This is a genomic window from Streptomyces sp. NPDC104309, from assembly GCF_055584025.1.
On record NZ_JBVJMV010000079.1, the window covers coordinates 1 to 21,212 of the forward strand.

At 69.3% G+C, this 21,212-nt stretch carries 16 protein-coding genes and 2 pseudogenes; 12 read left to right on the forward strand and 6 right to left on the reverse strand.

Annotated elements, in window-relative coordinates; genetic code table 11:
• The first annotated feature begins 176 nt into the window (after positions 1-176).
• A complete protein-coding gene (locus tag ACZ68L_RS44395; protein ID WP_469590047.1) occupies positions 177-1,433 on the forward strand; it encodes a transcriptional regulator in 1,257 nt (418 codons plus the stop codon).
• A gap of 79 nt (positions 1,434-1,512) precedes the next feature.
• On the opposite strand, the pseudogene ACZ68L_RS44400 reads toward ACZ68L_RS44395, so the two are convergent.
• A pseudogene (locus ACZ68L_RS44400) lies at positions 1,513-2,363 on the reverse strand (helix-turn-helix domain-containing protein).
• Between the two features lie 15 nt (positions 2,364-2,378).
• Positions 2,379-3,134, reverse strand: coding sequence for a DUF6879 family protein (locus ACZ68L_RS44405; protein WP_469590049.1), 756 nt, complete (start codon positions 3,132-3,134; stop codon positions 2,379-2,381).
• Between the two features lie 172 nt (positions 3,135-3,306).
• On the opposite strand from ACZ68L_RS44405, the gene ACZ68L_RS44410 reads away from it, so the two are divergent.
• The 3 genes from ACZ68L_RS44410 to ACZ68L_RS44420 all read left to right on the forward strand — a co-directional run bounded on the left by ACZ68L_RS44410 (position 3,307) and on the right by ACZ68L_RS44420 (position 5,350).
• Entirely contained in the window at positions 3,307-3,510 is a 204-nt protein-coding gene (locus ACZ68L_RS44410) for a hypothetical protein (protein ID WP_469590052.1), read from the forward strand.
• Positions 3,507-3,752, forward strand: coding sequence for a hypothetical protein (locus ACZ68L_RS44415; RefSeq protein WP_469590055.1), 246 nt, complete (start codon positions 3,507-3,509; stop codon positions 3,750-3,752). Before ACZ68L_RS44410 ends, ACZ68L_RS44415 begins: the two co-directional genes overlap by 4 nt.
• Positions 3,753-4,228: 476 nt before the next feature.
• Positions 4,229-5,350: an IS630 family transposase gene (locus tag ACZ68L_RS44420; RefSeq protein ID WP_469590058.1), complete on the forward strand. Its 1,122-nt coding sequence runs from the start codon at positions 4,229-4,231 to the stop codon at positions 5,348-5,350.
• An 18-nt stretch (positions 5,351-5,368) separates the two neighbouring features.
• Here the strand turns inward: ACZ68L_RS44420 and ACZ68L_RS44425 are convergent, their stop codons facing one another.
• Both ACZ68L_RS44425 and ACZ68L_RS44430 read right to left on the reverse strand, forming a co-directional pair.
• Positions 5,369-5,773, reverse strand: coding sequence for a hypothetical protein (locus ACZ68L_RS44425; RefSeq protein WP_469590061.1), 405 nt, complete (start codon positions 5,771-5,773; stop codon positions 5,369-5,371).
• 904 nt (positions 5,774-6,677) lie between these two features.
• The gene (locus tag ACZ68L_RS44430; RefSeq protein ID WP_469590064.1) at positions 6,678-7,661 is read right to left on the reverse strand and encodes an ArsR/SmtB family transcription factor; all 984 of its coding nucleotides are present in this window, start codon (positions 7,659-7,661) and stop codon (positions 6,678-6,680) included.
• A gap of 89 nt (positions 7,662-7,750) precedes the next feature.
• Here ACZ68L_RS44430 and ACZ68L_RS44435 point away from each other — a divergent pair, with 89 nt between their 5' ends.
• Positions 7,751-9,067 (forward strand): MFS transporter, encoded by a 1,317-nt coding sequence (locus ACZ68L_RS44435; protein ID WP_469590066.1) that lies wholly within the window; start codon positions 7,751-7,753, stop codon positions 9,065-9,067.
• A 34-nt stretch (positions 9,068-9,101) separates the two neighbouring features.
• Here ACZ68L_RS44435 and ACZ68L_RS44440 read toward each other — a convergent pair whose 3' ends face one another.
• On the reverse strand, positions 9,102-9,446 hold the full coding sequence (locus ACZ68L_RS44440) for a hypothetical protein (protein WP_469590069.1): 345 nt from the start codon (positions 9,444-9,446) through the stop codon (positions 9,102-9,104).
• A 66-nt stretch (positions 9,447-9,512) separates the two neighbouring features.
• Here ACZ68L_RS44440 and ACZ68L_RS44445 point away from each other — a divergent pair, with 66 nt between their 5' ends.
• The 6 genes and pseudogenes from ACZ68L_RS44445 (at position 9,513) to ACZ68L_RS44470 (ending at position 18,986) form a co-directional block, all read left to right on the forward strand.
• On the forward strand, positions 9,513-9,929 hold the full coding sequence (locus ACZ68L_RS44445) for a hypothetical protein (RefSeq protein WP_469590072.1): 417 nt from the start codon (positions 9,513-9,515) through the stop codon (positions 9,927-9,929).
• A gap of 148 nt (positions 9,930-10,077) precedes the next feature.
• Complete coding sequence (istA, locus tag ACZ68L_RS44450) at positions 10,078-11,715, forward strand: IS21 family transposase (protein ID WP_469590074.1); 1,638 nt, start codon at positions 10,078-10,080, stop codon at positions 11,713-11,715.
• Positions 11,712-12,539, forward strand: coding sequence for an IS21-like element helper ATPase IstB (istB, locus tag ACZ68L_RS44455; protein WP_469590076.1), 828 nt, complete (start codon positions 11,712-11,714; stop codon positions 12,537-12,539). The genes istA and istB overlap by 4 nt, the downstream gene beginning before the upstream one ends.
• A gap of 169 nt (positions 12,540-12,708) precedes the next feature.
• Positions 12,709-13,215, forward strand: a complete 507-nt coding sequence (locus ACZ68L_RS44460; RefSeq protein ID WP_469590079.1) for a DUF6624 domain-containing protein — start codon at positions 12,709-12,711, stop codon at positions 13,213-13,215.
• A gap of 810 nt (positions 13,216-14,025) precedes the next feature.
• A pseudogene (locus ACZ68L_RS44465) lies at positions 14,026-17,575 on the forward strand (RICIN domain-containing protein); the annotation flags it as partial.
• Between the two features lie 133 nt (positions 17,576-17,708).
• The gene (locus tag ACZ68L_RS44470) at positions 17,709-18,986 is read left to right on the forward strand and encodes a hypothetical protein (protein WP_469590082.1); all 1,278 of its coding nucleotides are present in this window, start codon (positions 17,709-17,711) and stop codon (positions 18,984-18,986) included.
• 221 nt (positions 18,987-19,207) lie between these two features.
• On the opposite strand, the gene ACZ68L_RS44475 is transcribed toward ACZ68L_RS44470, so the two are convergent.
• Positions 19,208-19,513 carry a hypothetical protein gene (locus ACZ68L_RS44475; RefSeq protein WP_469590084.1) on the reverse strand — a complete coding sequence of 102 codons (306 nt, stop codon included), beginning with the start codon at positions 19,511-19,513 and terminating at the stop codon, positions 19,208-19,210.
• Positions 19,514-19,929: 416 nt separating this feature from the next.
• Between ACZ68L_RS44475 and ACZ68L_RS44480 the strand changes: the two genes are divergently transcribed.
• Positions 19,930-21,033 carry a helicase associated domain-containing protein gene (locus ACZ68L_RS44480; protein ID WP_469590086.1) on the forward strand — a complete coding sequence of 368 codons (1,104 nt, stop codon included), beginning with the start codon at positions 19,930-19,932 and terminating at the stop codon, positions 21,031-21,033.
• The last annotated feature ends 179 nt before the right edge of the window (positions 21,034-21,212 follow it).

Below are 21,212 nucleotides of genomic sequence, written 5' to 3' on the forward strand. Positions count from 1 at the left end.
CAGGCTCTGCTCTCATGCCGGGCAGGGCCCGCGATCACCCGATCGAGACTCCCGTTCGATCGACAGACTCCATGATCGATATGGCAACGGCTTCTCATACCGAAAGTCTCGCACGGGCAATCACGGACCTCTGGGCAGGCTGTAATGCAGCCCCGATCCCGTCAGTTGGGCTCTGTTTGCGAGCACTTGGTGCCCCTGCCGCATCTGACGAGCGCGGCGAGCACGCGCCCACCCTGCGCACCCAGTTCGCCATGGCCACGCTGGAGAAGATCCCTCCCGAAACCGTGCTGGCCCACGGCTGGCCGGGCTGGCTCTTACTCGCCGTGCCCGACGACCACGCCATCCTCACCGCCCCGTGGACCACCACGGCGACCGTGCACGCACTGGAGATCGCAGGAGGTCCGGTGGACCGCAGGAAGTTCCTGATCACCACATCCGTCACCCTCACCGGCACCGTCGCCCAGTGGTCCGGAGCCGCCCCCGCAGGCGCCGCCTCCACCGGCGGCCGGCGCATCGACGACAGCACCCCCGACCGGTTCGAGCGCCGCCTGGACGACCTGCGCCACCTGGACGGCCAGCTGGGGTCCGGGGAGGTCTACGACGCCGCCCGTACCGAACTGCGCCTGATCCTCGGTGCCCTCAAGGACGCCTCCTACAGCGAGCGTGTCGGGCGCCGCCTGTTCGGCGCGGCGGCCGAAGCTTCCCGGTCGGCCGGCTGGACGGCGTACGACAGCGGCCGGATCGCCGCAGCGGAGCGCCACTACGTCACTGCCATGCGGGCCGCCGCGAGCGCGGACGACCCGGTCGTGGGCGCCAACACGCTCGCGTTCTGGGCTATCCAGCAGTACTCGACCGGCAACCCGCGCGGCGCGATCGACCTCATCGAAGCAGCCCTTACCCAGGCCCCACGGATCGGGTCCGCCCGCATGACCGCCATGCTCCACGCCCGAGCCTGCCGGGCCCACGCACGCGCCGGCGACACCTGCGCGGCCGACCGGGCCGCCAATGCCGCCCTGGACACCTACGCCAACGCCGGCCCGATGGAAGCGGACCCGGCCTGTGTCTACTGGTTCAACCTCGGCGAAACCCACCAGCTCCTGGGCAGCTCCGCCGTCAACCTCGGCAACCCCCGCCAAGCCCTCAAGCACTTCCAGGACGCCTCCACCGCCCACCACAGTGAGGGCGAGGCGTACAACGGCGACGCCTTCCCTCGCGGACACGCCATCTACCTCGCGCGCCTCGCCGAAGCCCATCTCGCCCTCGGCGACATCGATGCCGCCGTCGACACCGCCCACACCGCCGTGGCCCGCATGGGCGGCGTCACCTCCGCACGCGGCACCAGCACCCTTGACGACCTGAGGCAGAAACTCGGACGCCGCCGCGGCGTACCCGTCGTCGCCGACTTCCTCAACTACACCGCCGAACAGGGGTGAGCGGCCCGCCAGCCCGTTGAGCTGCGTGGCGGCGGGAGGGCTTTTGTGAGGCGGTGGCGGGCCAGGCGGTCGCGCGTCGTCAGCGCGGGTTCAGGGCGCGCCTGGCCGCGTTGATGACGTTGTGGGCGTCAGCCCCGTACACGGCGGATTCCCGGAGGGTTTTCCAGGTCCGCAGGTAGAGGGCGAGGGTGTCGGTGTCGTCGAGCCAGAGTTCCGCGTGCCAGGTCTCGGTGACGACCTGGCGGTCGTCGTAGATCCAGAAGCCCAAGCCGGGCGGTACTTTCAGGGACGCGGTGAGGGGAACGATGCCGATTTCGACGGTGTCCATGCCGATGATGCCGGTCAGGCGGTCGAGCTGGGCGGCGAGCACCGAGGGCGAGCAGACCAGGGACCGTAGGACCGTTCCCACAAGATGATGTGGTAGCGCCTGCCCCCGCTGTACAGCAGCTCCTGGCGCCTTATGCGGGCCCGAACGGCTTCCTCGATGTCGCGTGGGGACTTGTGGAGTTCGGCGGAGCGGGTGAGTACGGCGCGTGCGTAGTCGGGGGTCTGCAGGACGCCCACGATCCACGAGGACTCCCAGGCCCGCAGCACCTTGGAGTGGGCCTGTGCCTGGTTGTGGGCGTCCTGCACGGGCTTGTGGCCGCCGACGAGTTGTCTGCGCCAGGAGCGGATGTGCGACTCGAACCCCGCCAGGCGGGCTCGCAGTTCCTCGTAGGAGTCGGGCCGGCCGCACGCCGCGGCCCACTGGTGCAGGTCCTCGGGGGTGGCCGTCTGCCTGCCCAGCTCCAGCTTCGAGACCTTGGAGTTGGGCCAGTCGAGCTGGCGGGCCAGGGCGGTACCGGTGAGCCGGCCTTCCGGGGCGGAGAGCCGAAGTTCCCGCAGCCGCACCCCGAGTGCTTCGCGGGCCTGCTGATAGTCCGTGCTCACCGGTACACCCTTGCTTTACGCCTCCTTCGCGGCCATGCCCGCCGCGAACTCCTGATACGGGACGGCGTAGTGCCGGGCAACGTCCCGCAGTCGGTTGTACTGGTTGACGGCCGCCGGTTGTGTGATCAGTTCGGCACCCGTGAGGTTGTCATCATCGTCGAAGAGGCACACGGCGACGATGTGCGAGTCGAAGATCCAGAAGTCTTCGTCCGGGAGGTTGACCCGCGCGGCGTCCGCGCGCCACATGTTGCGGACGTCCTCGCCCAGGGCCGCGTTCTTCTCGCCGTGCGCGAGCAGGTACCGCTGGCCCTCGGTCGGCGGGTCGTCCACGACGCGGACCCGGCCCACGTAGGTGCCGCCCGTGGTCTTCTCGCGGATGCCCCTGCTCCAGGGAGTCTCCAGGTCCCAGAGCGGCCTCTCGCCGCGGGCGAACTGGGCGTAGGTGTCGGTCTGTTCGTCGACCGCGTAGCGCCGGCGCGTTTCCAGGTGCCAGGCGCTGTGCTGGAAGTTCTCGAAGAGCTTGGCGAACTGCTCGGGGGTGAAGATGCGCGGTGCGCTGTCGCGTTCCTTCGGGCCGAAGTCGATCAGCGTGTTGCGCGGCATCACGATCGGGATCTCGTCGTCGTCGATGTGCTGGAGCTGGGCGAGGGCGTCGGGGTCGGTGAGGCGCGGCCCGTGCACGATCACCTCGCCCGTGTCGAGGTCTTCGTGCACCGCGGGGCAGCTGCCTTCGCCGCTGCCCGTGCCGTTGAAGCGCAGTCGTCGGGCCATGACCAGATCCTCTCGCCGGAAGCCGATCGCCCCAGCATCACCATGCGGTGCGCCCACGACTACGGACTGCGGCCCTCTTTGTGAGAAAAGCCGAGCCAAGCACGAGAGCACGCGAGAAAAACCGGGAAAACAGCGTACCGCCCGACGGTCCGCCACTTCTAGCGTCCCTTTCATGGCAACCACCGAACAGCAGGACATCGACCCGTACACGGCGATGGAGTCCCTGCGGGCGGCACTGGCCGGGGCCGGGATCGTCCTGCCCTCCCTGAGCGTCGACACCGCCTCGCCCGCACTGCGGCTCGTCGACCTGGGGCGGGTGCGCTCCGACGTCGCCGCCCGCCTGGCCCAGGCAATCCAGACGGGAGTCCGCGCGTGAACGGATCCGAGAAGCCGGCAACAACACTCAGCCATGGCGAACTGCCCTACCCACGCGGGACCCTCGTGAGGGACACGATCTCGGAGCGAACCGGTCTGCTCACGGGCGTCCTCGAGGAGCGGCTCAAGAAGTCGGGCAACCTGGTCAGCCGACAGGCGTTCATGGTGCCGGAAGGCGGCGGCATCGAATGGGACGTGCCAGTGGAGCGCGTGAGGCCCGTGAAGCCTGGAAAGACCGCGTAGACCCGGCCCGGCGGTGAGCTGCCCGCACTGCAACTGTGACGGGCTACAGGTTGGTACGCGGGCCCGTGACCATGTCTGGTCCGTCCGGGTGATCAGGGGTCGCGACTGCGGTGTCCGGGAGTGCGGCGCCTCTACCGTGCGGGCCATGGAACCCACCCCGGAACCCACCGCCATGCCCGAGCCGCTGCGCCAGGCAGTTCACCAGCTCGTCTCCGAAGTGGTCATGAACTGCCAGGAGGTGCTGCGCTACACCGTCCGTGGCAGGCGTTTCTGCGGCGCTTCGACATCGAGCACACCTTCCGCCTCTTCAAGCAGACCCTGGGCTGGACCTGCCCGAAGATCCGTACCCCCGAAGCCGCGGACCGATGGACCTGGCTGATCGTCACCGTCTAGTGCTCTGACCACATTGGTTCGCCGGGTTGGTGGTCGGGGCGGTTGGATGTGCGGTGACGTCCGATTCGAGTGCTGGGGGTGCGGTGGCTGAGCCTGTCCGCGTGCGCAGGGTGACCGACCAGGAGGGGCAGAAGCTGCAACAGATCGTGCGCCGAGGCAGCACCAGTTCGGTGCGCTTCCGGCGCGCGATGATGCTGCTGGCCTCGGCCGGCGGGAACCGGGTCCTGGTGATCGCGAAGCTGGTGCAGGCCGACGAGGACACCGTCCGGGACGTGATCCACCGGTTCAACGAGATCGGCCTGGCCTGCCTGGACCCTCGGTGGGCGGGAGGCCGTCCCCGCCTTCTCAGCCCTGACGACGAGGACTTCGTCGTCCAGGCGGCCACCACCCGCCCGACCAAGCTCGGCCAGCCCTTCACCCGCTGGTCACTACGCAAACTCGTCGCCTACCTGCGCAAAGTCCACGGCCGGGTGATCCGCATCGGCCGCGAAGCATTACGCTGCCTGCTCGCCCGCCGCGGCATCACCTTCCAGCGCACCAAAACCTGGAAGGAGTCCCCGGATCCGGAACGGGACACCAAACTCGACCGCATCGAGCACGTCCTGGACCGCTTCCCGGACCGGGTCTTCGCGTTCGACGAGTTCGGCCCGCTCGGTATCCGCCCTACTGCGGGCTCGGGCTGGGCCGAACTACGACGTCCCGACCGGTTGCCCGCCACCTACCACCGCACTCACGGGGTGCGCTACTTCCACGGCTGCTACTCGGTCGGCGACGACGCGTTGTGGGGAGTCAACCGCCGCAAGAAGGGCGCCGGGAACACTCTGGCCGCGCTGAAATCGATCCGCGCCGCCCGGCCCGACGGCGCACCGATCTACGTGATCATGGACAACTTGTCCGCCCACAGGGGCACCGACATCCGGCGCTGGGCGAAGAAACACAAGGTCGAATTGTGCTTCACCCCGACCTACGCCTCGTGGGCCAACCCGATCGAGGCGCACTTCGGACCGCTGAGGCAGTTCACCATCGCCAACTCCAACCACCCCAACCACACCGTCCAGACCCGCGCCCTGCACGCCTACTTGCGGTGGCGAAACGCCAACGCTCGCCACCGCGATGTCTTGGCCGCCGAACGCAAGGAACGCGCCCGCATCCGAAGTGAGAAGGGCATCCGCTGGGGCGGACGCCCGCTTACGACGGCCGCCTGACCAAAACGCTCCGGGCGGTCAGACCACCAGCGCCGCGTGCAGCGCACTGAATGTCTCACGAAGTTCCACTGTGGTGATCGGATCGATCTCCATCTGCAAATGACACACGTCGTCGTCGCCGTTGGGAGTCAGGCGCACGAAAAAGGCGAAACCGTCCCCGACTGGCTCCGCCTTCAACGTCAGCGGATTGTTCCGACCGGGAGTCACCGCCGCCGAAAAGCGCACACCCGACGGCGCGCGCAGGTGGGAGAGCATCCGCGCGACGAAGTCCACGACCTCCGCAGCGCTGAGATCCGCAGTGAAGTCAGCTGTCAGCCAGGAGCTCCAATCCGCCGTGACCTGCCAGCTGTCCGCACCGGTCCGAGCAAGTTCCAGCCACACATCATCGTTGCCGAGGCGTATCCGCGGCTGTTCCATCGTCACCCTCCGACATCCGTGCCTGGACTCAAGATCCTATTGCGCAGATCTCCGTCGTCGCACGCCATCCCCCCTTCAGCAACCCGGCGAACCTTCCCGGTCAGAGCACTAGCCACCCCGAGCGCTCCAACGGCGCCCTGACCGTCGTCGCTCTCGCGCTCGAGGCCCAAGTCCCCCGCAATGCGCTCACTCAGCGTCACCCGGACCTGAAGAACGAGTTCTACGACAAGGTCCGTGCCCGCGGACAGACTCCCGACAGCGAGAAGCGGCTGCGTCAGCAGATCAGGCGGCTGAAGGAACTACGGGTCGCAGACGCCGAAGAAATCGCCCGACTCAAAGCCGACGTAGAAGCCCTCGTGGGCGCCCTGCACCAAGCCACCATGGAGAACCGCCTGCTGCGGCAGCAGCAGGCCGGCGGTGTCGGCGTGGTCCGGATGCTGCCCAAACAACCCCGCATCACAGACGCCACACACCCGGTGCAGCCCAACTTCCCGTGATCGTCCACTGCCAGCCCCTGGCCGGCACCGCGGCGGTCCCGGCCCAGCGAGAAGCTCGCCGCGAGTACGAGAACCGGTCAACGCCATCCCGGTACCGGCCGGACGTGATCAATCTCAGCGCCACAAAGCCAGCGTGCTCCGTCTGCGACGAGCGGACCGGGCCGACGCTGACATCTGAGCCGGTCGGGTACCTGTGCCCGACCGGCCACAGCAAGTCCGGCCTCGGTAAGAACATCGGTACAGCGGCTATCGGTGAGATTGATCATGGTCCGGGCGGCCTTCGCACTTCTGCGTTGGTTGCGCCGCCTGCGTATCCGCTGGGAAATCCGCGCCGGCATCCACCAGGCCTTCCTCACTCTCGGCCGCGCGATCGTCTGCTGGCGGCGCCTCAAAAGCAGTGCTGATCTGATCCCTCAGCCCGTACCGCCTACCAGTGCCTCGCCGAGCGGGGTGCGCCGGTAGAGCACCGACCGTCCGGACCGGGCGCGGACGAGCAGTCCCGCGCCTCGCAGGATGGCGAGGTGGTCTCCTACCGCGCCGGGTGTCATGGCGAGGCTTCGGGCGAGGTGGCTGGTACTGGCCGGGGCGTCCAGCGCCAACAGCAGCCGGGCTCGGGACCGGCCGACCAGAGCGGTCAGGGCGTCCGGCTGGGGGACGGTCTCCTGTTCGCCCCACAGGGCGGCGGTGCCGCGGGCACGATAGATCAAGGTCCTGGGCCAGGGGTCTTCCAGGTGGGCGGCGATATTCGCGACGAAGACCGAAGGGATCAGCAGGAGCCCGTCGCCGGCGAGGCGGACTGTTCCGACCTGGGGGAAGTGGCCGATCTCGATACCGCCGGCTTGCCAGGCGATGCTCGGGTGCAGGCTCTCGATGGTCGTGACCCATCCGTGTTCGCCGATCACACCGACCCGGTGCACGACGTCGCGCTCACAGATCGCGCGCAGTTGCGGCCAGTCCGTGGCGAGCAGCTCGTGCCACGCCTGGTCCATCGCCTCGGCGATCCTGGAGGCGGCGTCCGTCGAGTCCAGCACTGCGCGAACGCGGGGATCGCGGGCGGACGGGCCGGTCGCGTTGGTGGCGATTTCGTGGCGGGCCGCTTCCAGCGGTGTGGCCCGGATCATGGCCAGGTCGTCTGCCCAGGTCTGGTTGAGGCCGCGTGGAGGCGGGGCGACGAAGTTCGGTCCGCCCCCGCGCGGGGTGTGCAGGGCGAGGGCGGCGTTCAGTTCGGTCTCGCGGCGAAGCCGTTCGAAGGCCGGCATGAGTCGGGTGGCCCAGGCTCGCGGCAGTGGCCGGTCTTGGCCGGCGAGCGAGCGCAGCAGGAAGCAGAGGTCCATCGCGGGGGAGAGTGCGAAGCGGCTGCGCAGCAGGGCCTCGACGGAGACTTCGAAGCGGAGCACCCTGCGACGTTACCGCAGGACGTCCGTCCCGATTCGTCGAGCGACGAATCATTGTTGGGTGGGGTGGGCGCACGGCGAGGCTGGGCGTCATGACCCCAACCGCCGAACCCGCACAGGGCAACCACCGTGCCACCTACCGGGAGGTGCTGGCCGAGCCACGATTCCGGCTGCTCTTCTCAACCCGCACCGTCGCGATCACTGCGGACGCGCTGCGGATCACCACGTTCTCGGTGCTGGTCTTCTCGGCCACCGGCTCCCCGCTGCTGAGCGCACTGGCCTTCGGTATCGGCTTCATCCCGCAGCTGTTCGGCTCGCTGCTGCTGGGCTCACTGGCCGACCGACTGCCGCCCCGCGCGCTCATCACCGGCGGCTACGCCTTGACGTGCGCCGCCGCCCTGCTGCTCGCCCTGGTGCGGATGCCGATCGCGGCAAGCCTCGGTGTCGTGGCGCTGGTCGCCCTCGCCACACCGGTGTTTCACGGCGCGTCGAGTCGGCTGGTCGCGCAGTCGCTGGAGGGCGACGCCTATGTACTGGGCCGTTCACTGAACAACATCGCTGCCTCCGGCGCGCAATTGTTCGGTCTGGCACTGGGAGGTGCGGTCGTCGCGGTACTCGGCCCGCACCGGGCGCTCGCGGTAAGCGCCGCCCTCTACCTCGGCTGCACGCTCGCTATCCGCATCCGGCTACCCCGGCTGCAGCCGGGAGAGTTCGGAAGCACACCCGACAGCGCTCGGGGCGATGGCGGGGCCTTCCGGGCAAGCCTGCACGGTGCCGGCCTGCTGCTGCGCGGACGCACGGTGCGACGACTGATGCTGGCGCAGTGGCTACCGACCGCTTTCGTAGCGGGCGCGGAAGGCCTGCTCGTCGCCTACGCGGGAGGACGCCACTTTGCGCCCGGCTGGTACGCGGTGCTGATGGGATGTCTACCGGTCGGCATGCTTGTCGGTGACCTTCTGGTAGGTCGACTGCTACGGCCGCCCACCCGGGAGCGACTGGTAGTCCCGTTGATTGCGCTGATGGGAATGCCGCTGGTCGGCTTCGCTGCCGAGCCCGGAGTGGGCGTCTCGTCCTGTCTGCTGCTGCTCTGCGGCTTCGGATTCGCCTACGGTCTCGGCCTGCAACGGCCGTTCCTGGACGCCCTGCCGCAGGATGGCCAGGGCCAGGCCTTCGGTCTGCTCGGCTCCGGCAGCATGACGCTGCAGGGCGTCGGGCCGGCCTGTTTCGGCTCGGTGGCCGCAGTCATCGGAACAGGCGGCGCAATCGCCCTGGCAGGCGGCGCGGCGGCGCTTACCGCCGGCTGGATTCTCACCTGGCACCCGCCTACCTCCCCGCTCCCCGTCCCGAACTACTCAACGGGATCAGAGAACGGCACCGAACAGCATGCGTGTAGTTCTCCTGCGCAGTAACCGCCGGCCGGGGGCAGCTATCTGCGGGAGAACTTCACCACCGCCCCGGCGCCGACGACCCGTCAGGTGCCAACCAGCGCCGATCGAGGCTTAGCGCCGTCGGATTCCGTTCCGATGTTCCATAACCCCCAGTCCCGGCCCAGCGTGAAGCCCTCCGCGAGGTCCCGACAGGCCCGCCGGGGCCCAACAAGCTGAACTTGACAGAGAAGTCGTCGCTGACCATCGCCCGGAACTTGTCGAGCTCCAGGACCTGCGTTGCGGGCCAGGTGGAGGCCCACGTCGACTTGCCCGAACCGGCCGCTCCGATCAGGCAGACCAACGAGGGCTCCGGGATCGTCGTGTCGACGGGCAGTGCGTTTTCCAGGCGGAAGGTCTTCATGCGGCTTCTCCCTGCGGGTCAAGAGCACGGGTGGCGTAGTAGGTCTGCAGGCCGGCGTTCTCGGTGATGAGGGCTGCGGCCTCGTGCAGCGGGCACGACATCTCGCCGTCGCGGTCCGGCTCGATCCCGCCCGGCGGCCTGCGCGGCGGCGGTGAGCAGCTGCGCGAGGGAGCCGAAGACGCCGTCCTGGCGGTGGTCTTCGTGGTGGAGCTCGCGGAGGTCCTGCGCGAGCTCCTGGGCGCCGATCTCACCGGTGAGGTCGTCCTCGATCTGCTGGAGGGCGAGCTTGGCGATGCCAGCAGCAGCGCGGACTCGGTCCATGCGGGTGCGGCTCACCGGCGGGATCCGGGGCGGGTGGTCAGCCAGACGGTGACGGCGGCGGCGCCGACACCGATCGCGCGGTGCAGAGCGGCGTCTGTTTGTGACAGGTTTCGTTGGCCCCGCTCCGGCACTCTGTTCTGGCCCCAGTTGATCGACATTTGATTTGGCCCCACCTGCGCCGCTCTGAGACGACATGCCCTCGTCCGAGTGAATGGTCTGCGCTGTCTGCCCGATCCCGTCAGGGTGTGTTCGTCGTTCACGGTCATGTCGGAGGCCGTGCCGTTGGTCATGGCCGTGTCAGGAGGCCGGGTTGCATGTTTCGCGTGTCGAGCTGTTCGAGAACATCCGTCGGGACGTCCGTCTCGATCCGTCGATCTCGCAGAGGGCCCTGGCGGCGAAGTACGGCGTTCACCGCCGAACCGTCCGGCAGGCCATGGCCTCCGCGATCCCGCCGCCGCGCAAGTCCGGTCAACGGCAGTTCCGCATCCTGGACCCGGCCACCGGGCGGATCGACGCGATGCTCCGGGCCGACCTGAAGGCCCCGCGGAAGCAGAAACACACCGTCGAACGGATCCAGAAGCGCCTGGCTGAGGAGCACGACTTCGACCTGGCGTCGTATTCGACTCTGCGCAACTACGTCCGCAAGCGGCGCCCGGAGATCGTCGCGGAGGACCGTGAGGGCCGCCAGCATCTGGAGGGAATGGTGCCCAAAGAACACCTGCCCGGCGAGGAAGCCGAGGTCGACTTCGCGGACGTGTGGGTGCGGGTGGCCGGCGAGGCGGTCAAGTGCCACCTGTTCACGCTGCGGCTGTCACATTCGGGCAAGGCCGTCCACCGGGTGTTCGCTTCGCAGGCCCAGGAGTCGTTCCTGGAGGGACACGCGGAGGCATTCCGGGTGCTGGGTGGTGTCCCGACCAAACACATCCGTTACGACAACCTCAAGCCCGCGGTCCGGCAGGTCTGCACCGGCCGCAACCGGGTGGAATCGGAGCGGTGGACCACCTTCCGCTCGCACTACGGGTTCGATGCCTTTTACTGCATTCCCGGTGAGGAAGGCGCCCACGAGAAGGGCGGAGTCGAACAGGAAGGCGGACGCTTCCGCCGGGCCCACCTGGTCCCGGTTCCCGATGTCTCCTCGCTGGAGGAACTGAACGCCCGCATCGCCACGATCGACGAGGCAGAGGACGAGCGGATCCTGCGCGGGAAGCTGACCTCGATCGGCTTCAACTTCCGCCTCGAGGCCGAGGAACTGGCGCCGCTGCCAACCGAGGACTTCGAGTGCGGCATCACCCTGACTCCGAAGGTCGACCGGACCAGTCGGATCACCGTCCGCCAGTGCCACTACTCGGTGCCCGCCCGCTTCATCGGCGAGAGGGTACGCGTTCTGCTGCGGGGCAACGAGCTGCTGGTCTTCGAGCGCCGGAACATCGTCGCCCGGCATCCGCGGCTGACCAAACGTTACGGATATCGCGACGTGCTGGACCACTACCTGGAGATCCTGCTGGTCAAGCCCGGCGCCATGGCCGGGTCGACCGCGCTGGCCGCCGCCCGGGCCGAGGGCTCCTTCACGGCCGTCCATGAGGCGTTCTGGGCCGCTGCCCTGAAGACCCACGGGGACGCGGCCGGCACCCGGGCCCTGATCGAGGTCCTGTTGCTGCACCGCCGAATGCCAGCCGAGGCGGTCCAGGTCGGCATGGCGGCCGCAGTCAAGGCCGGATCGATCAGCCCGGACGTGGTGGCCATCGAGGCCCGCAAGGCCGAGTCCGCCGCCCGGGACCCCGAGCCGGTGGACGACGAGAACGATCCTCCGCCCTGGGCGGACGTCCCCGGCGGGCAGCTGCTGACGCTTCCCACCTGTCGGCCCGAACTGCCCGAGGACAACCGTCCCCCGCCATCGGTGGACGTCTATGACCAGCTCCTGACCCGCCATCCGAAAGGTTCCGCATGAACGACAGCACCGCTCTCTTCGACGTCGGTGAGAGGGTCCCGAACCCCCGCAAGGACGCCTCTGCCGCCGGCGCCGTCGAGACCGTGATCGACGAAGCCTGCCGAGCCCTTCACCTGCCCACGATCCGCTCACGCTGGGAGGAGATCGCGGGCACGGCGCTGAAGGAGAAGGCCAGCTACAAGGACTTCCTGGCCGACCTGCTGGAAGCCGAGTGTCTCCAGCGCGAGGAGCGGAAGAAGACCCGGCTGGTCAGGGAGGCGAACTTCCCCCGCCCCAAGCGGCTGGAGGACTTCGAGTTCGAGAAGAACCCGAACGTCGCCCCCGAGCAGGTCAGCACCCTGGCCGACCCGGCCTGGGTGAAAGCCGGCCTGCCGCTCTGCCTGATCGGCGACTCCGGCACCGGCAAGTCGCATCTGCTGATCGGGACCGCGATCGCCGAGGCCGGGATGCGGGTCCGCTACACGACCACGGCGAACCTGGTCAACGAGCTCGCCGAGGCCGCCGACGAGAAAAAGCTCGGCCGCGCCCTCGCCCGCTACGGACGCGTTGACCTGCTCTGTCTGGACGAGCTCGGCTATCTCGACCTGGACAAGGCCGGGGCGAAGCTTCTGTTCCAGGTGTTCACCGAACGCGAGGAACGACGAGCCATCGCCATCGCCTCGGACGCACCGTTCTCGGAGTGGAAGCAGACGTTCACCGACCCCCGGCTCTGCGCGGCGATCGTGGACCGGGTGACCTTCAACGCGCACATCGTCGAGACCGGCACCGACAGCTTCCGCTTCAAAAAGACTCAAGAGAAGCACCGCAAGTCAGGGTGCCGGTAAGCATCGTGGCACGAGCCGAAAACTCCGGCTCTGGCTCCAGGGGTAGATCCATTATCGCGGTGCGCGGAGGTGCCTGTCACCATTCTCCGGAATGATCTTTACGCCCGATATGTTCTTCTAGGGTTGAGGGCAACGAGCACAACGCATCGACTTGACCAGGGAGTTGAGAGTGACGCACAACGTTGCCGCACTGGCGGAGGAACTCACGGCCATGGCCGCGGCCGATCACCAGTCCTCAGTCCACGCGAATAGCGACGACCCCGCCGAGCAACTGGCGTGGCGCCGGCTGACCGCACGGCACGGTGACCGACTCAGTGAGATCATGGATGAGTACGGCTGGCCGACGGCAGAAGACGTCGGCGAGGAGGCCGCACGCGCGGCATGGCTGATTGCCCAGCACGCCGACCGGCAGCTCGACGTCCAGCGACGTGCCCTCCACCTGATGCAGCAGGCAGTGTCGGCGGGCTCGGCCAGCCCACGTGAGCTGGCCTTTCTGCGCGACCGCACGCTGACCAACGAGGGCCGCAAGCAGATCTACGGCACTCAGATCGCCGGCGTGAATGACGGGGCACCGGTTCCGTGGCCCTGCGAAGAGCCCGAGCGCATGGACGAACTCCGTGCGGAAGTCGGCATCGAGTCCTTCGACGAGTACGTTGCCAAGTTCGCGATGGCCTGACGCCCGTTCCCAGCGGCGTCCGGCGGATCATTGCCGGGCTCACGGATGGCGTCCCAGCGCCGTTTACGGCTGCCGACGCGGCCCTTGCCAGCGCCCCAAGTCCTGACCCGACCCGTTCACGAACCGAGGCCGACACCCCTTGCGGGGCGCCGGCCTCGGCCCGGTTGAGCCCGAACCGTTCTCCGCCGGTCGCGCCAATGCCCGTCCTCGTCGTCCACCGCAGATCGGAGAATCCGTCGGTCCCGGATCGAACACGGGTCGAGATCCTGTGGGCCGGCGGGCTGTCGGGGCCCGTCGACCAGTCCGGATCCGATGCGCTTCACGCTACCGCCCCGCCCCCTCCCCACGGCCAGAGAACCCACTCGTTCGGGGTGGGGCCAAAACAACTTGTCGGAACGAGGTTGACACCCCTCACACGACCGCCCGCCACCCGCTGGTGGGGCCAACTTCAGTGTCGAAGTGGGGCCAATTGAAGTTGCCACAAACAGGGACCCGCTCTACACCAACGCCGGGACGCCGAATGAGCAGGAGGCGTGGGCGCTATGGAAGAAGAACTCCGGAAAGGTCGAGCCCAACCAGCTCTTCGTGCCACGGGTCTTCGCCGACGACGCCCGCATCTTCCTCGCCTCCGGCGGCTTCCCCCGTACTGCCCCGGAGACCGACACCCCCGAGTACCGGATCGCCGTCGAGGACCTCAAGGCCCGCTTCGGGGCCTGCGCCTGGCACGACCCGATCGACCCCAACCGGGTCCTCGGCAAGGAGGTCGCGCAGGCCGCGGCCGAATGGCAGCAGGAGATCGCCGGACAGACCGCCCAGCGGCAGCAGATCCTCACCGCGGGCAAGGACGCCACGAAGGCGCTCCAGGACGGCGCCTACGCCCTCAGCCTGCTCGTCGGCCAGTCCTGGCTCGCCGACCACTACACCCGCTGGCAGGACTACTGGTCCCCCGGTGGCGTCGGCTGGATCGGTGACACCGACACCGTGATCCAGGTGCCGGGCGCGGCGGGCACCTGCCTGGAGGTCCAGGGCGGCGCCAAGACCAACGGCTCGCCCGTCCAGATCTACACCTGCAACAACACCGCCGCGCAGAAGTGGCAGTTGGAGGGCAGCGAGGAGGACCTCCACCTCCGCAACGTCAACTCCTCCAAGTGCCTTGATGTTGCCGGAAACGCCTCCGCCAACGGCACAAAGATCCAGATCACGGACTGCTACAGCACCAAGGGCCGGTCCTGGAAGGCCGACGTCCGCGCCCCCTCCACCCTGAGGAGCCTGACCACGGGCAAGTGCCTGGACCTCAGCGCCTGGCGACAGCGCCACCATCGCGCAGCGGGCCATTGCCCAGAGCGCCCAGGTCAACGCCGAGTTCCGCAAGGAGGCCGCCCGCACCGCCGAACTCCAGGCGAAGGCCGCCGCCGAAGGGGCCAGGCTCCACCGCGACAACGCGAAGAAGGACAAGGAGACGGCCGAGGCCAAACTCCTCCTCGCCCTCAAGGCCGAGGGGGACGCCAAGGCCGCCGCCGCCGACGCCCACGCCAAGCGGCTCGCCGCCGAGGCCGAGGAGGCCAAGGCGAAGGCGGAGAAGGCCACCGCCGCCGTCAAGCAGAACGAGGCCGCCGAACACCAGCGGAACGCCGACGCGGAAGCCGTGAAGGCCGACGACGCCCGGAAGGCCGCCGAAGCCTCCGAGGCCACCGCCGTCGAGAAGAAGAACGGCGCCGTCAAGGCCCGCGACAACGCCAAAGCCAAGCGCGACGACGCCTGGGAGGCCGAACAGCGCGCCGACGCCGCCCGCGCCAAGGCCGACGCCAAGGAGGCGTACGCCAAGGCCCACGAGTCCGACGAGTACGCCAAGGAGTCCCGCGAGGCCGCCGACGCCGCCTCGGGCCACGCCGACACCGCCGAAGCCGCCGCGGGACGGGCCCGGGGCGAGGCCGACGCGGCGACCCGGGCGGCGGCTGAGGCCGACGCCGCGGCCACCCGCGCCGAAGCGGCGGCCAAGCGCTCCCGCGCCCACGCCGACGCCGCCCAGGCCGCCAAGCTCAAGGCCGACGCCGCCGTGCGGACCGCGACCAGCGCCGCCGTCGCGCTCGCCGACGAGGCCGGCCGTAAGGCGAAGGAGGCCAAGTCCCAGGCGGACGCGGCCAGCAAGGAAGCCGCGATCGCGCGGGCCGCGTCCGTGAAGGCCGTCGGGTTCGCCCACATCACCGCCCAGGCGGCGGTGGACGCGGGCAACGCCGCCGTCCAGGTCGCCAAGCCCGCCAACGACGCGATCCAACTCGGCTCCCCGTACGTCACCACGGACGCCACCGCCGGACTCGTGGTCCTCGCGGGCCAGGGCTCGAAGACCATCGCCGAACAGCAGAAGGCCGTCGCCGACGCCCACGCCAAGAACGCGCAGGCCGAGGCCGCCGCCGCCAAGTCCCTCGCGGACCAGGCCACCGGCGACGCCAAGCAGGCGTACGTCCACGCCGCCAACGCCGCCGGATACGCGGCCGAGGCCCGTGGCTACGCCAAGGAGGCCCTCGGCTACGCCGCCGACGCGGCGACCGCCGCGTCCAAGGCCGCCCAGTCGCTGGCCCGCACCGTCGAGTACGACCGGCAGGCCGCCGAGGACGCCGCCGCCGCCGACAAGGCCGCCGGACGCGCCGAGGGGTACGCCCGCTCGGCCCGCGCCTCCGCCGACCAGGCCGCGCAGGACGCCCAGGCCGCCCGGGAGGCCACGAGCCGCGCCGAGCAGTCCGCCAAGGACGCCCGGGCGGCCGCGAGCCGCGCCGACGCCGCCGCCACCGAGGCCGAGGAGGCGGCCAAGGACGCCCTGAAGTACGCCGAGGAGGCCCAGGCGGCGGCCGACCGCGCCGAGCGCGCGAAGGCCAACCAGCAGATATCGACGGGCGCGGGCACAGGCATCGGCGGCACGTTCTACGTGGTCGACGAGAAGAGCGTCGTGGTCACCGATGCCAAGCAGTTAAACGACTGCGTCATCGAGGCGGGCTTCGAGGGCTGCACCGTCACCTTCAAGGTGACGTTCGACGTGGACGTCGACTTCTTCCTGTGCACCAACCCCGACGTCCCGGCCACCGAATCCGGATGCCCGTCGTCGGACACGCTGCTGCTGCGCACCGAACCCTTCAAGGCCATGACGAAGGAGGTCACGCACTACTTCAGCAAGTGGGACCTGATCGAGCAGACCGTCACCTACAAGATCCTCAAGGCGGTCCTGCTCCAGGACTTCGTGGACTGCTGGCACGGCAGCGCCAGTGGCTGCGCATGGGCCGCGAGCAACTTCATCCCGGGCAAGCTCATCGGCAAGGTCGCCGAGGGCATCCGTGCCCTGGACGCCGCGCTGAACACGGGAGTCGGGGTCCTCGACGCCTACAACGCGCTGCGGAAGCTGGACCTGGACCCGGCGACCCTCGCCCGTATCAAGAACACGGTCAACCTCTACGAGGACATGGTCACGTCCTGCAGGATCAACAGCTTCCCGGGGACGGCCCAGGTGCTGATGGCGGATGGCAGCCACCGGGCGATCAGCGCGGTACGCCGAGGTGACCGCGTTCTGGCCGAGGACCCGGACAGCGGTGACCGGAGCCCGCAGACGGTCACGTCGACCTACGCGCACGACACCGATCTCCTGGTGGACATCCTGCTCGCGGACGGGCAACGGCTGACCAGCACCGCCGGACACCGTGTCCACGTCGCCGCACGCGGCTGGACGCTCGTGTCGGAGCTGCGCGTCGGAGACCGGCTGCGTTCCCCGGACGGGTCACTGCACGCCGTCGGGGCACTGCGTACCCGTACGGCCGTCGAGGACCCTCGGGTGTACGACATCACGGTCGACGGCCTGCACACGTTCTACGTACGCGCCGAGGGGCCGCGGGCGAGTGACCTACTCGTGCGCAACTGCGCGAACCTCAGCGACGAACTGGCCTTCCCCAACAGCGGCGCCCACACCCTGAGCCGTCACGTCAACCCGACGCCGCAAGAGGCCATCGACTTCGCCAAGGAAAACGAGCGGAAGGGCCTGGCCCCGATCAGCACGGTGTGGACCAGCCAGGACATCGCGCAGCAGGCCGTCGAACGAGTCCTCGCGGACTACTTCTTCCCACGTGGCAAGAGGCGGTCTGCCAGCTTCGACGCGTTGGACAACTTCCTCAACAAGCGGGGACAGTGGCGCAACAAGACGGAGTTCCCGATCACCGGTTCCTGGGATCTGTACGGTTCCCTCGGAACGGTGTACAAGGCGTCCGGGGCCTCGGAGACAGCGGGCAACGGGGTCCGCGTGGTCCTGAAGAGGCTGCCGGGCAAGAAGGGGCACGAGGGGTACATTGTCTACACCTCGTACCCCCTGCCCAAGGAGTAGCCCCGCTGTCCTTCTGACGGCACACCCTTGAATGGGCACCCCCAGTCACACCCGTGGTGGGGCCGTCCGTCCTCACGACGGACGGCCCCACCTCTGTGACCTCACCCGGCGGATCAAGGAGCCGACACCGACCATGGCACGGCAGCGCGAAGAGTACGGCAAGCTGTTCGAGGGCGACTTCGGCCTGAGCGCGCTCGCGGGCGGGATCGCGGCCTCCCCCGAACCACTCGACGAGGACGGTGTGCTCCGGCTGGCGGCGGAGGTAGCGGCCGACGGCGACGGCGAGGGCGCGGTGGAACTGGGGCTGGACCTGGCCCGTCTGCTGGAGACCGGTCTGCCCGACGAGATCCTGGACACGGTCTGGACGGCCGTCACCGGCGACGACCGCCGGCCGACCGCCACCGGGGCGGACACCCGTGATCGACTGAGCCGACTCGCCACGCGCTACCCCGTACCGCCCGGGACGGGAGCCCCGGGACCGGGACAGGAGACGGAGTCACGGGCTGGCGTGATCGCCGAGGTGAGGGCGTCGGCGTCGGACCTGGGGCACGCGGCGGCGGAGTCGGCGAGCGCCACCGACGAACCCGGCGCCGCGCTGCCGACGGCCCTGACCACGATCGTCGACCACACCGACGAGGGGCTCGGCCTGCGCCTTCTGCTGCGCGCTCTCAAGACCCGTCGCGTCCTCGTGACGAAAGAGCGGTACGACCGCCTGACAGCCCTCGGCGGACGACTCGGCTACCCCGGGCCCCTCGTCTACGACGGCCTGAGCGTGGCATGGCCACCTATCGACCCGGCCCGGCGGGACGGGGAGGGCGACTTCGGGCTCTCCGCGCTCACGTCATGGTTCTCCTGGGAGTGGACGGAGCCCACCGCCCGCGACCGGCTGCGCGCGGCGGTCGCGGCCGACGACGCGGCCCAGACCCCCGGGTCCGCGGCGGCGCTCCTGCTCGTGGACTCCCTCCGCCTCCTGGAGTCGCCGCTGTCCGACGACACGATCGCCACGCTGTGGCACGGGGCCACCAGCGGGGCCCATGATCCCGGACGCCTCGGCCTCAGCCCCCGGGACCGGCTCGGGACGGTCGCCGAAGCGTGCCGCGCACACCTGGCTGAGGTCGCTCCCGGCCATCGGCACACCACGCCACCGGTCGACACGGTCCATCGGGACGCGGTGCTGCGGGAGGTACGGGAGGCGGCCTCCGCGCTCGGTGACGCACCGACGGCGGCAGTGGAGGACGTCGTCACCCGGGTGGACCCCGACCTCGGCTACCGGTTGCTCCTGCGCCTGCTCGCCGTACAGTCCGCCCCCCTCACCGAGGAACGGTACGCACGCCACTTGACGCTGTGCCATCACTTCCGCTACGGCGCGGAGCATGTGGCCGAGGCCGTCGAACTACTCCGGCACCGCTGACCCGCGCCCCTGCTCCGACCGGCTCCCCAGACGGCATTGTCAGGTTGAGCGAGAGGCTTCCGGCTCTTGGCATGCCGAGGCCGTTTCGGGCCGCTCTGCCCGGTGCGGGTGTGGTTCAGGCCATCGGGACTTTCCTCCGCCGCCGGAGCCCGTCGGCCCCGGGGCGCGGACCTCTTCCCCTCGGCTATCGCGCGGGAAAGACGCCTCATGCAGTTAAGCTGTCAAGCCGTGGACTGTTCGCCGCCCCATCGCGCCCGCAGAACCTCGGCCCAGTCGCCGGCCTCAGGACCGGGATCCTCCAGCTGTGGCACCGGGCCGGGAGCCGTCTCGATCAGGTGCACGAGCGTCCAGGCGACGCCATAGCAGTCGTCGGGGCCGAAGCAGGTGGCCAGGGCAACGGCCTCTTCGGACGTGACAGGGCGCGAGATCGCTGTCAGCTGGCGGTCACGCCGGTCGATCTCTTCCTCGCTCGCGTCCCAGCCGGGAAGCGGTCCGTCGGCAACGAACGTCCGCACTTCGGGTCTCATGACCGAATGATCGTCGCCCGTGCCGCCCCTGAACAAGCTGCCCCGTCGTCGACGCCGATCTCGTACCAGGGTTCGCCTCGCTGGAGCCGCGGCAAGGTGTTCACCCACACCGCGACGGCAATGCCCCGGACGTCGGCGGCGAGTGCCTGGAGGCGGTTGTCGAGTTCGAAGAGGCGCTGGCATCGTCACCACAACCAGGCGTTGGAGTGCCGCACCCGGGCGAGGGCAAGTTGGCCTCGCTCGTGGTGCCGGTGCTGCTCGGGCCGGGTGAGACGGCGGACAACATGCTGACCAGCCGCGCGTTCGGTGGGCTGGCCAGCTCTTGGAGGCGCTGCGGGCGCACGACGCCAGGATCGTGGAGACCCTCGCGGAACAGCAGGCCCCCAGCCGTACTCCCAAGCGGCGCGAGTTCGGCGGTGAAGGCGACGAGCACAGAGCAGCGTGGCAGGGCATCAGCGGCCCGGCCCCTGCTGAAGTTCTCCACACCCCGCGACCCTGCGCAGCTGGCGGCGTTCATCAACCTGCGCGTCCTCAACCCGGAACACGAGCACTGGCGGCGCGGGGTGGAGGCCGCCGTCATCTACAACCGGCTGCACGGCAACCTGCGCGTGCCATTCACGTACCGCGTCCCAGCCGGAGAGGAAGCCGAAGCCGAGGGGTGGCCGGCCTCGCTCGCGAACTTCCCCCTCGGGCAGTGGACCGCCGACAACCGGCGCTTCTACGCGCGCGGGAACATGGACGAGAACCGCATCGCACAGCTCGAGAAGCTCGGCATGATCTGGTCCCACTTCGACGTCGCCTGGGAAGAAGGCCTGACCGCCGTCCGCGGGTGGGCGACCGAACACAGCCACCTCCTCGCCCCCCTCGACGCCACCTTCCAGGGCTACAAGGTCGGCATCTGGCTGAAGAACGCCCGCACCGCAGCGAGGCACGCCCTGGACCTCGAGCAGCGCCAGACCGAAGGACTCCCCGTCGACTCGTGGGCCGGCGCCCTGTCGCCGGAGAGGCGCGAGCAACTGGAGAACATCGACCCCTCCTGGTGCCCCACCTGGCCAGTGGAATGGCAGCGCGCCTTCCACCTCACCCGGCAGCACCTGGACGAAGGCGGGACGCTGCCCACCCAGCCAGGCGAGATCGTACGCCAGGGCGAAGACGTCGGACGGTGGGTACGAGCACAGCGACTGGGCTGGGAAAAACTGACGACGGTGCAGCAGTGGATGTGCGAACAAGTCCTCGGAATCACACCCGCCACCGAGCACGAGAAGCCGACCCCGCGCCGTACGCAGGCCGACAAGTGGGCAATGAACTACGAGGCCGCCAAGCAGTTCTACGAGCGCGAGGGACACCTTCAGGTGCCGCGCAAACACGTGGAGACGATCGCGGTCGGTGCCAGCGGCGGGGACCAGGAGGAGCAGGCCATCAGGCTCGGCCCCTGGATCGGTGACCAGCGCAGCCGGGCCGCGACACTCACACCCGACCGCGTCGATCAGCTCTCCCAGATCGGCATGCGCTGGACGTGACAGGCACCGTCGCCACCACCGCGGCCGCCACACCCGCGGCCGGCTATCTGCCCGGACGGCTGCGCCCCTGGCAGCGCGCGGGCGACTAGTAGGGCTTGGTCAGGTCGGTGTTGGTGGTGCGTGTCCTGTGGGTTCAGTGTGTCGTTGATGGAGTGTGACTCCGGAAGAAATTGCATTTG

Coding starts and splice junctions, on each gene's coding strand:
- istB (WP_469590076.1), top strand. CDS start 11,712: ATGAACGACAGCACCGCTCTCTTCGACGTCGGTGAGAGGGTCCCGAAC.
- ACZ68L_RS44445 (WP_469590072.1), top strand. CDS start 9,513: ATGAGGGCTGCGGCCTCGTGCAGCGGGCACGACATCTCGCCGTCGCGG.
- ACZ68L_RS44405 (WP_469590049.1), bottom strand. CDS start 3,134: ATGGCCCGACGACTGCGCTTCAACGGCACGGGCAGCGGCGAAGGCAGC.
- ACZ68L_RS44475 (WP_469590084.1), bottom strand. CDS start 19,513: ATGAGACCCGAAGTGCGGACGTTCGTTGCCGACGGACCGCTTCCCGGC.
- ACZ68L_RS44410 (WP_469590052.1), top strand. CDS start 3,307: ATGGCAACCACCGAACAGCAGGACATCGACCCGTACACGGCGATGGAG.
- ACZ68L_RS44435 (WP_469590066.1), top strand. CDS start 7,751: ATGACCCCAACCGCCGAACCCGCACAGGGCAACCACCGTGCCACCTAC.
- ACZ68L_RS44440 (WP_469590069.1), bottom strand. CDS start 9,446: ATGAAGACCTTCCGCCTGGAAAACGCACTGCCCGTCGACACGACGATC.
- ACZ68L_RS44470 (WP_469590082.1), top strand. CDS start 17,709: ATGGCACGGCAGCGCGAAGAGTACGGCAAGCTGTTCGAGGGCGACTTC.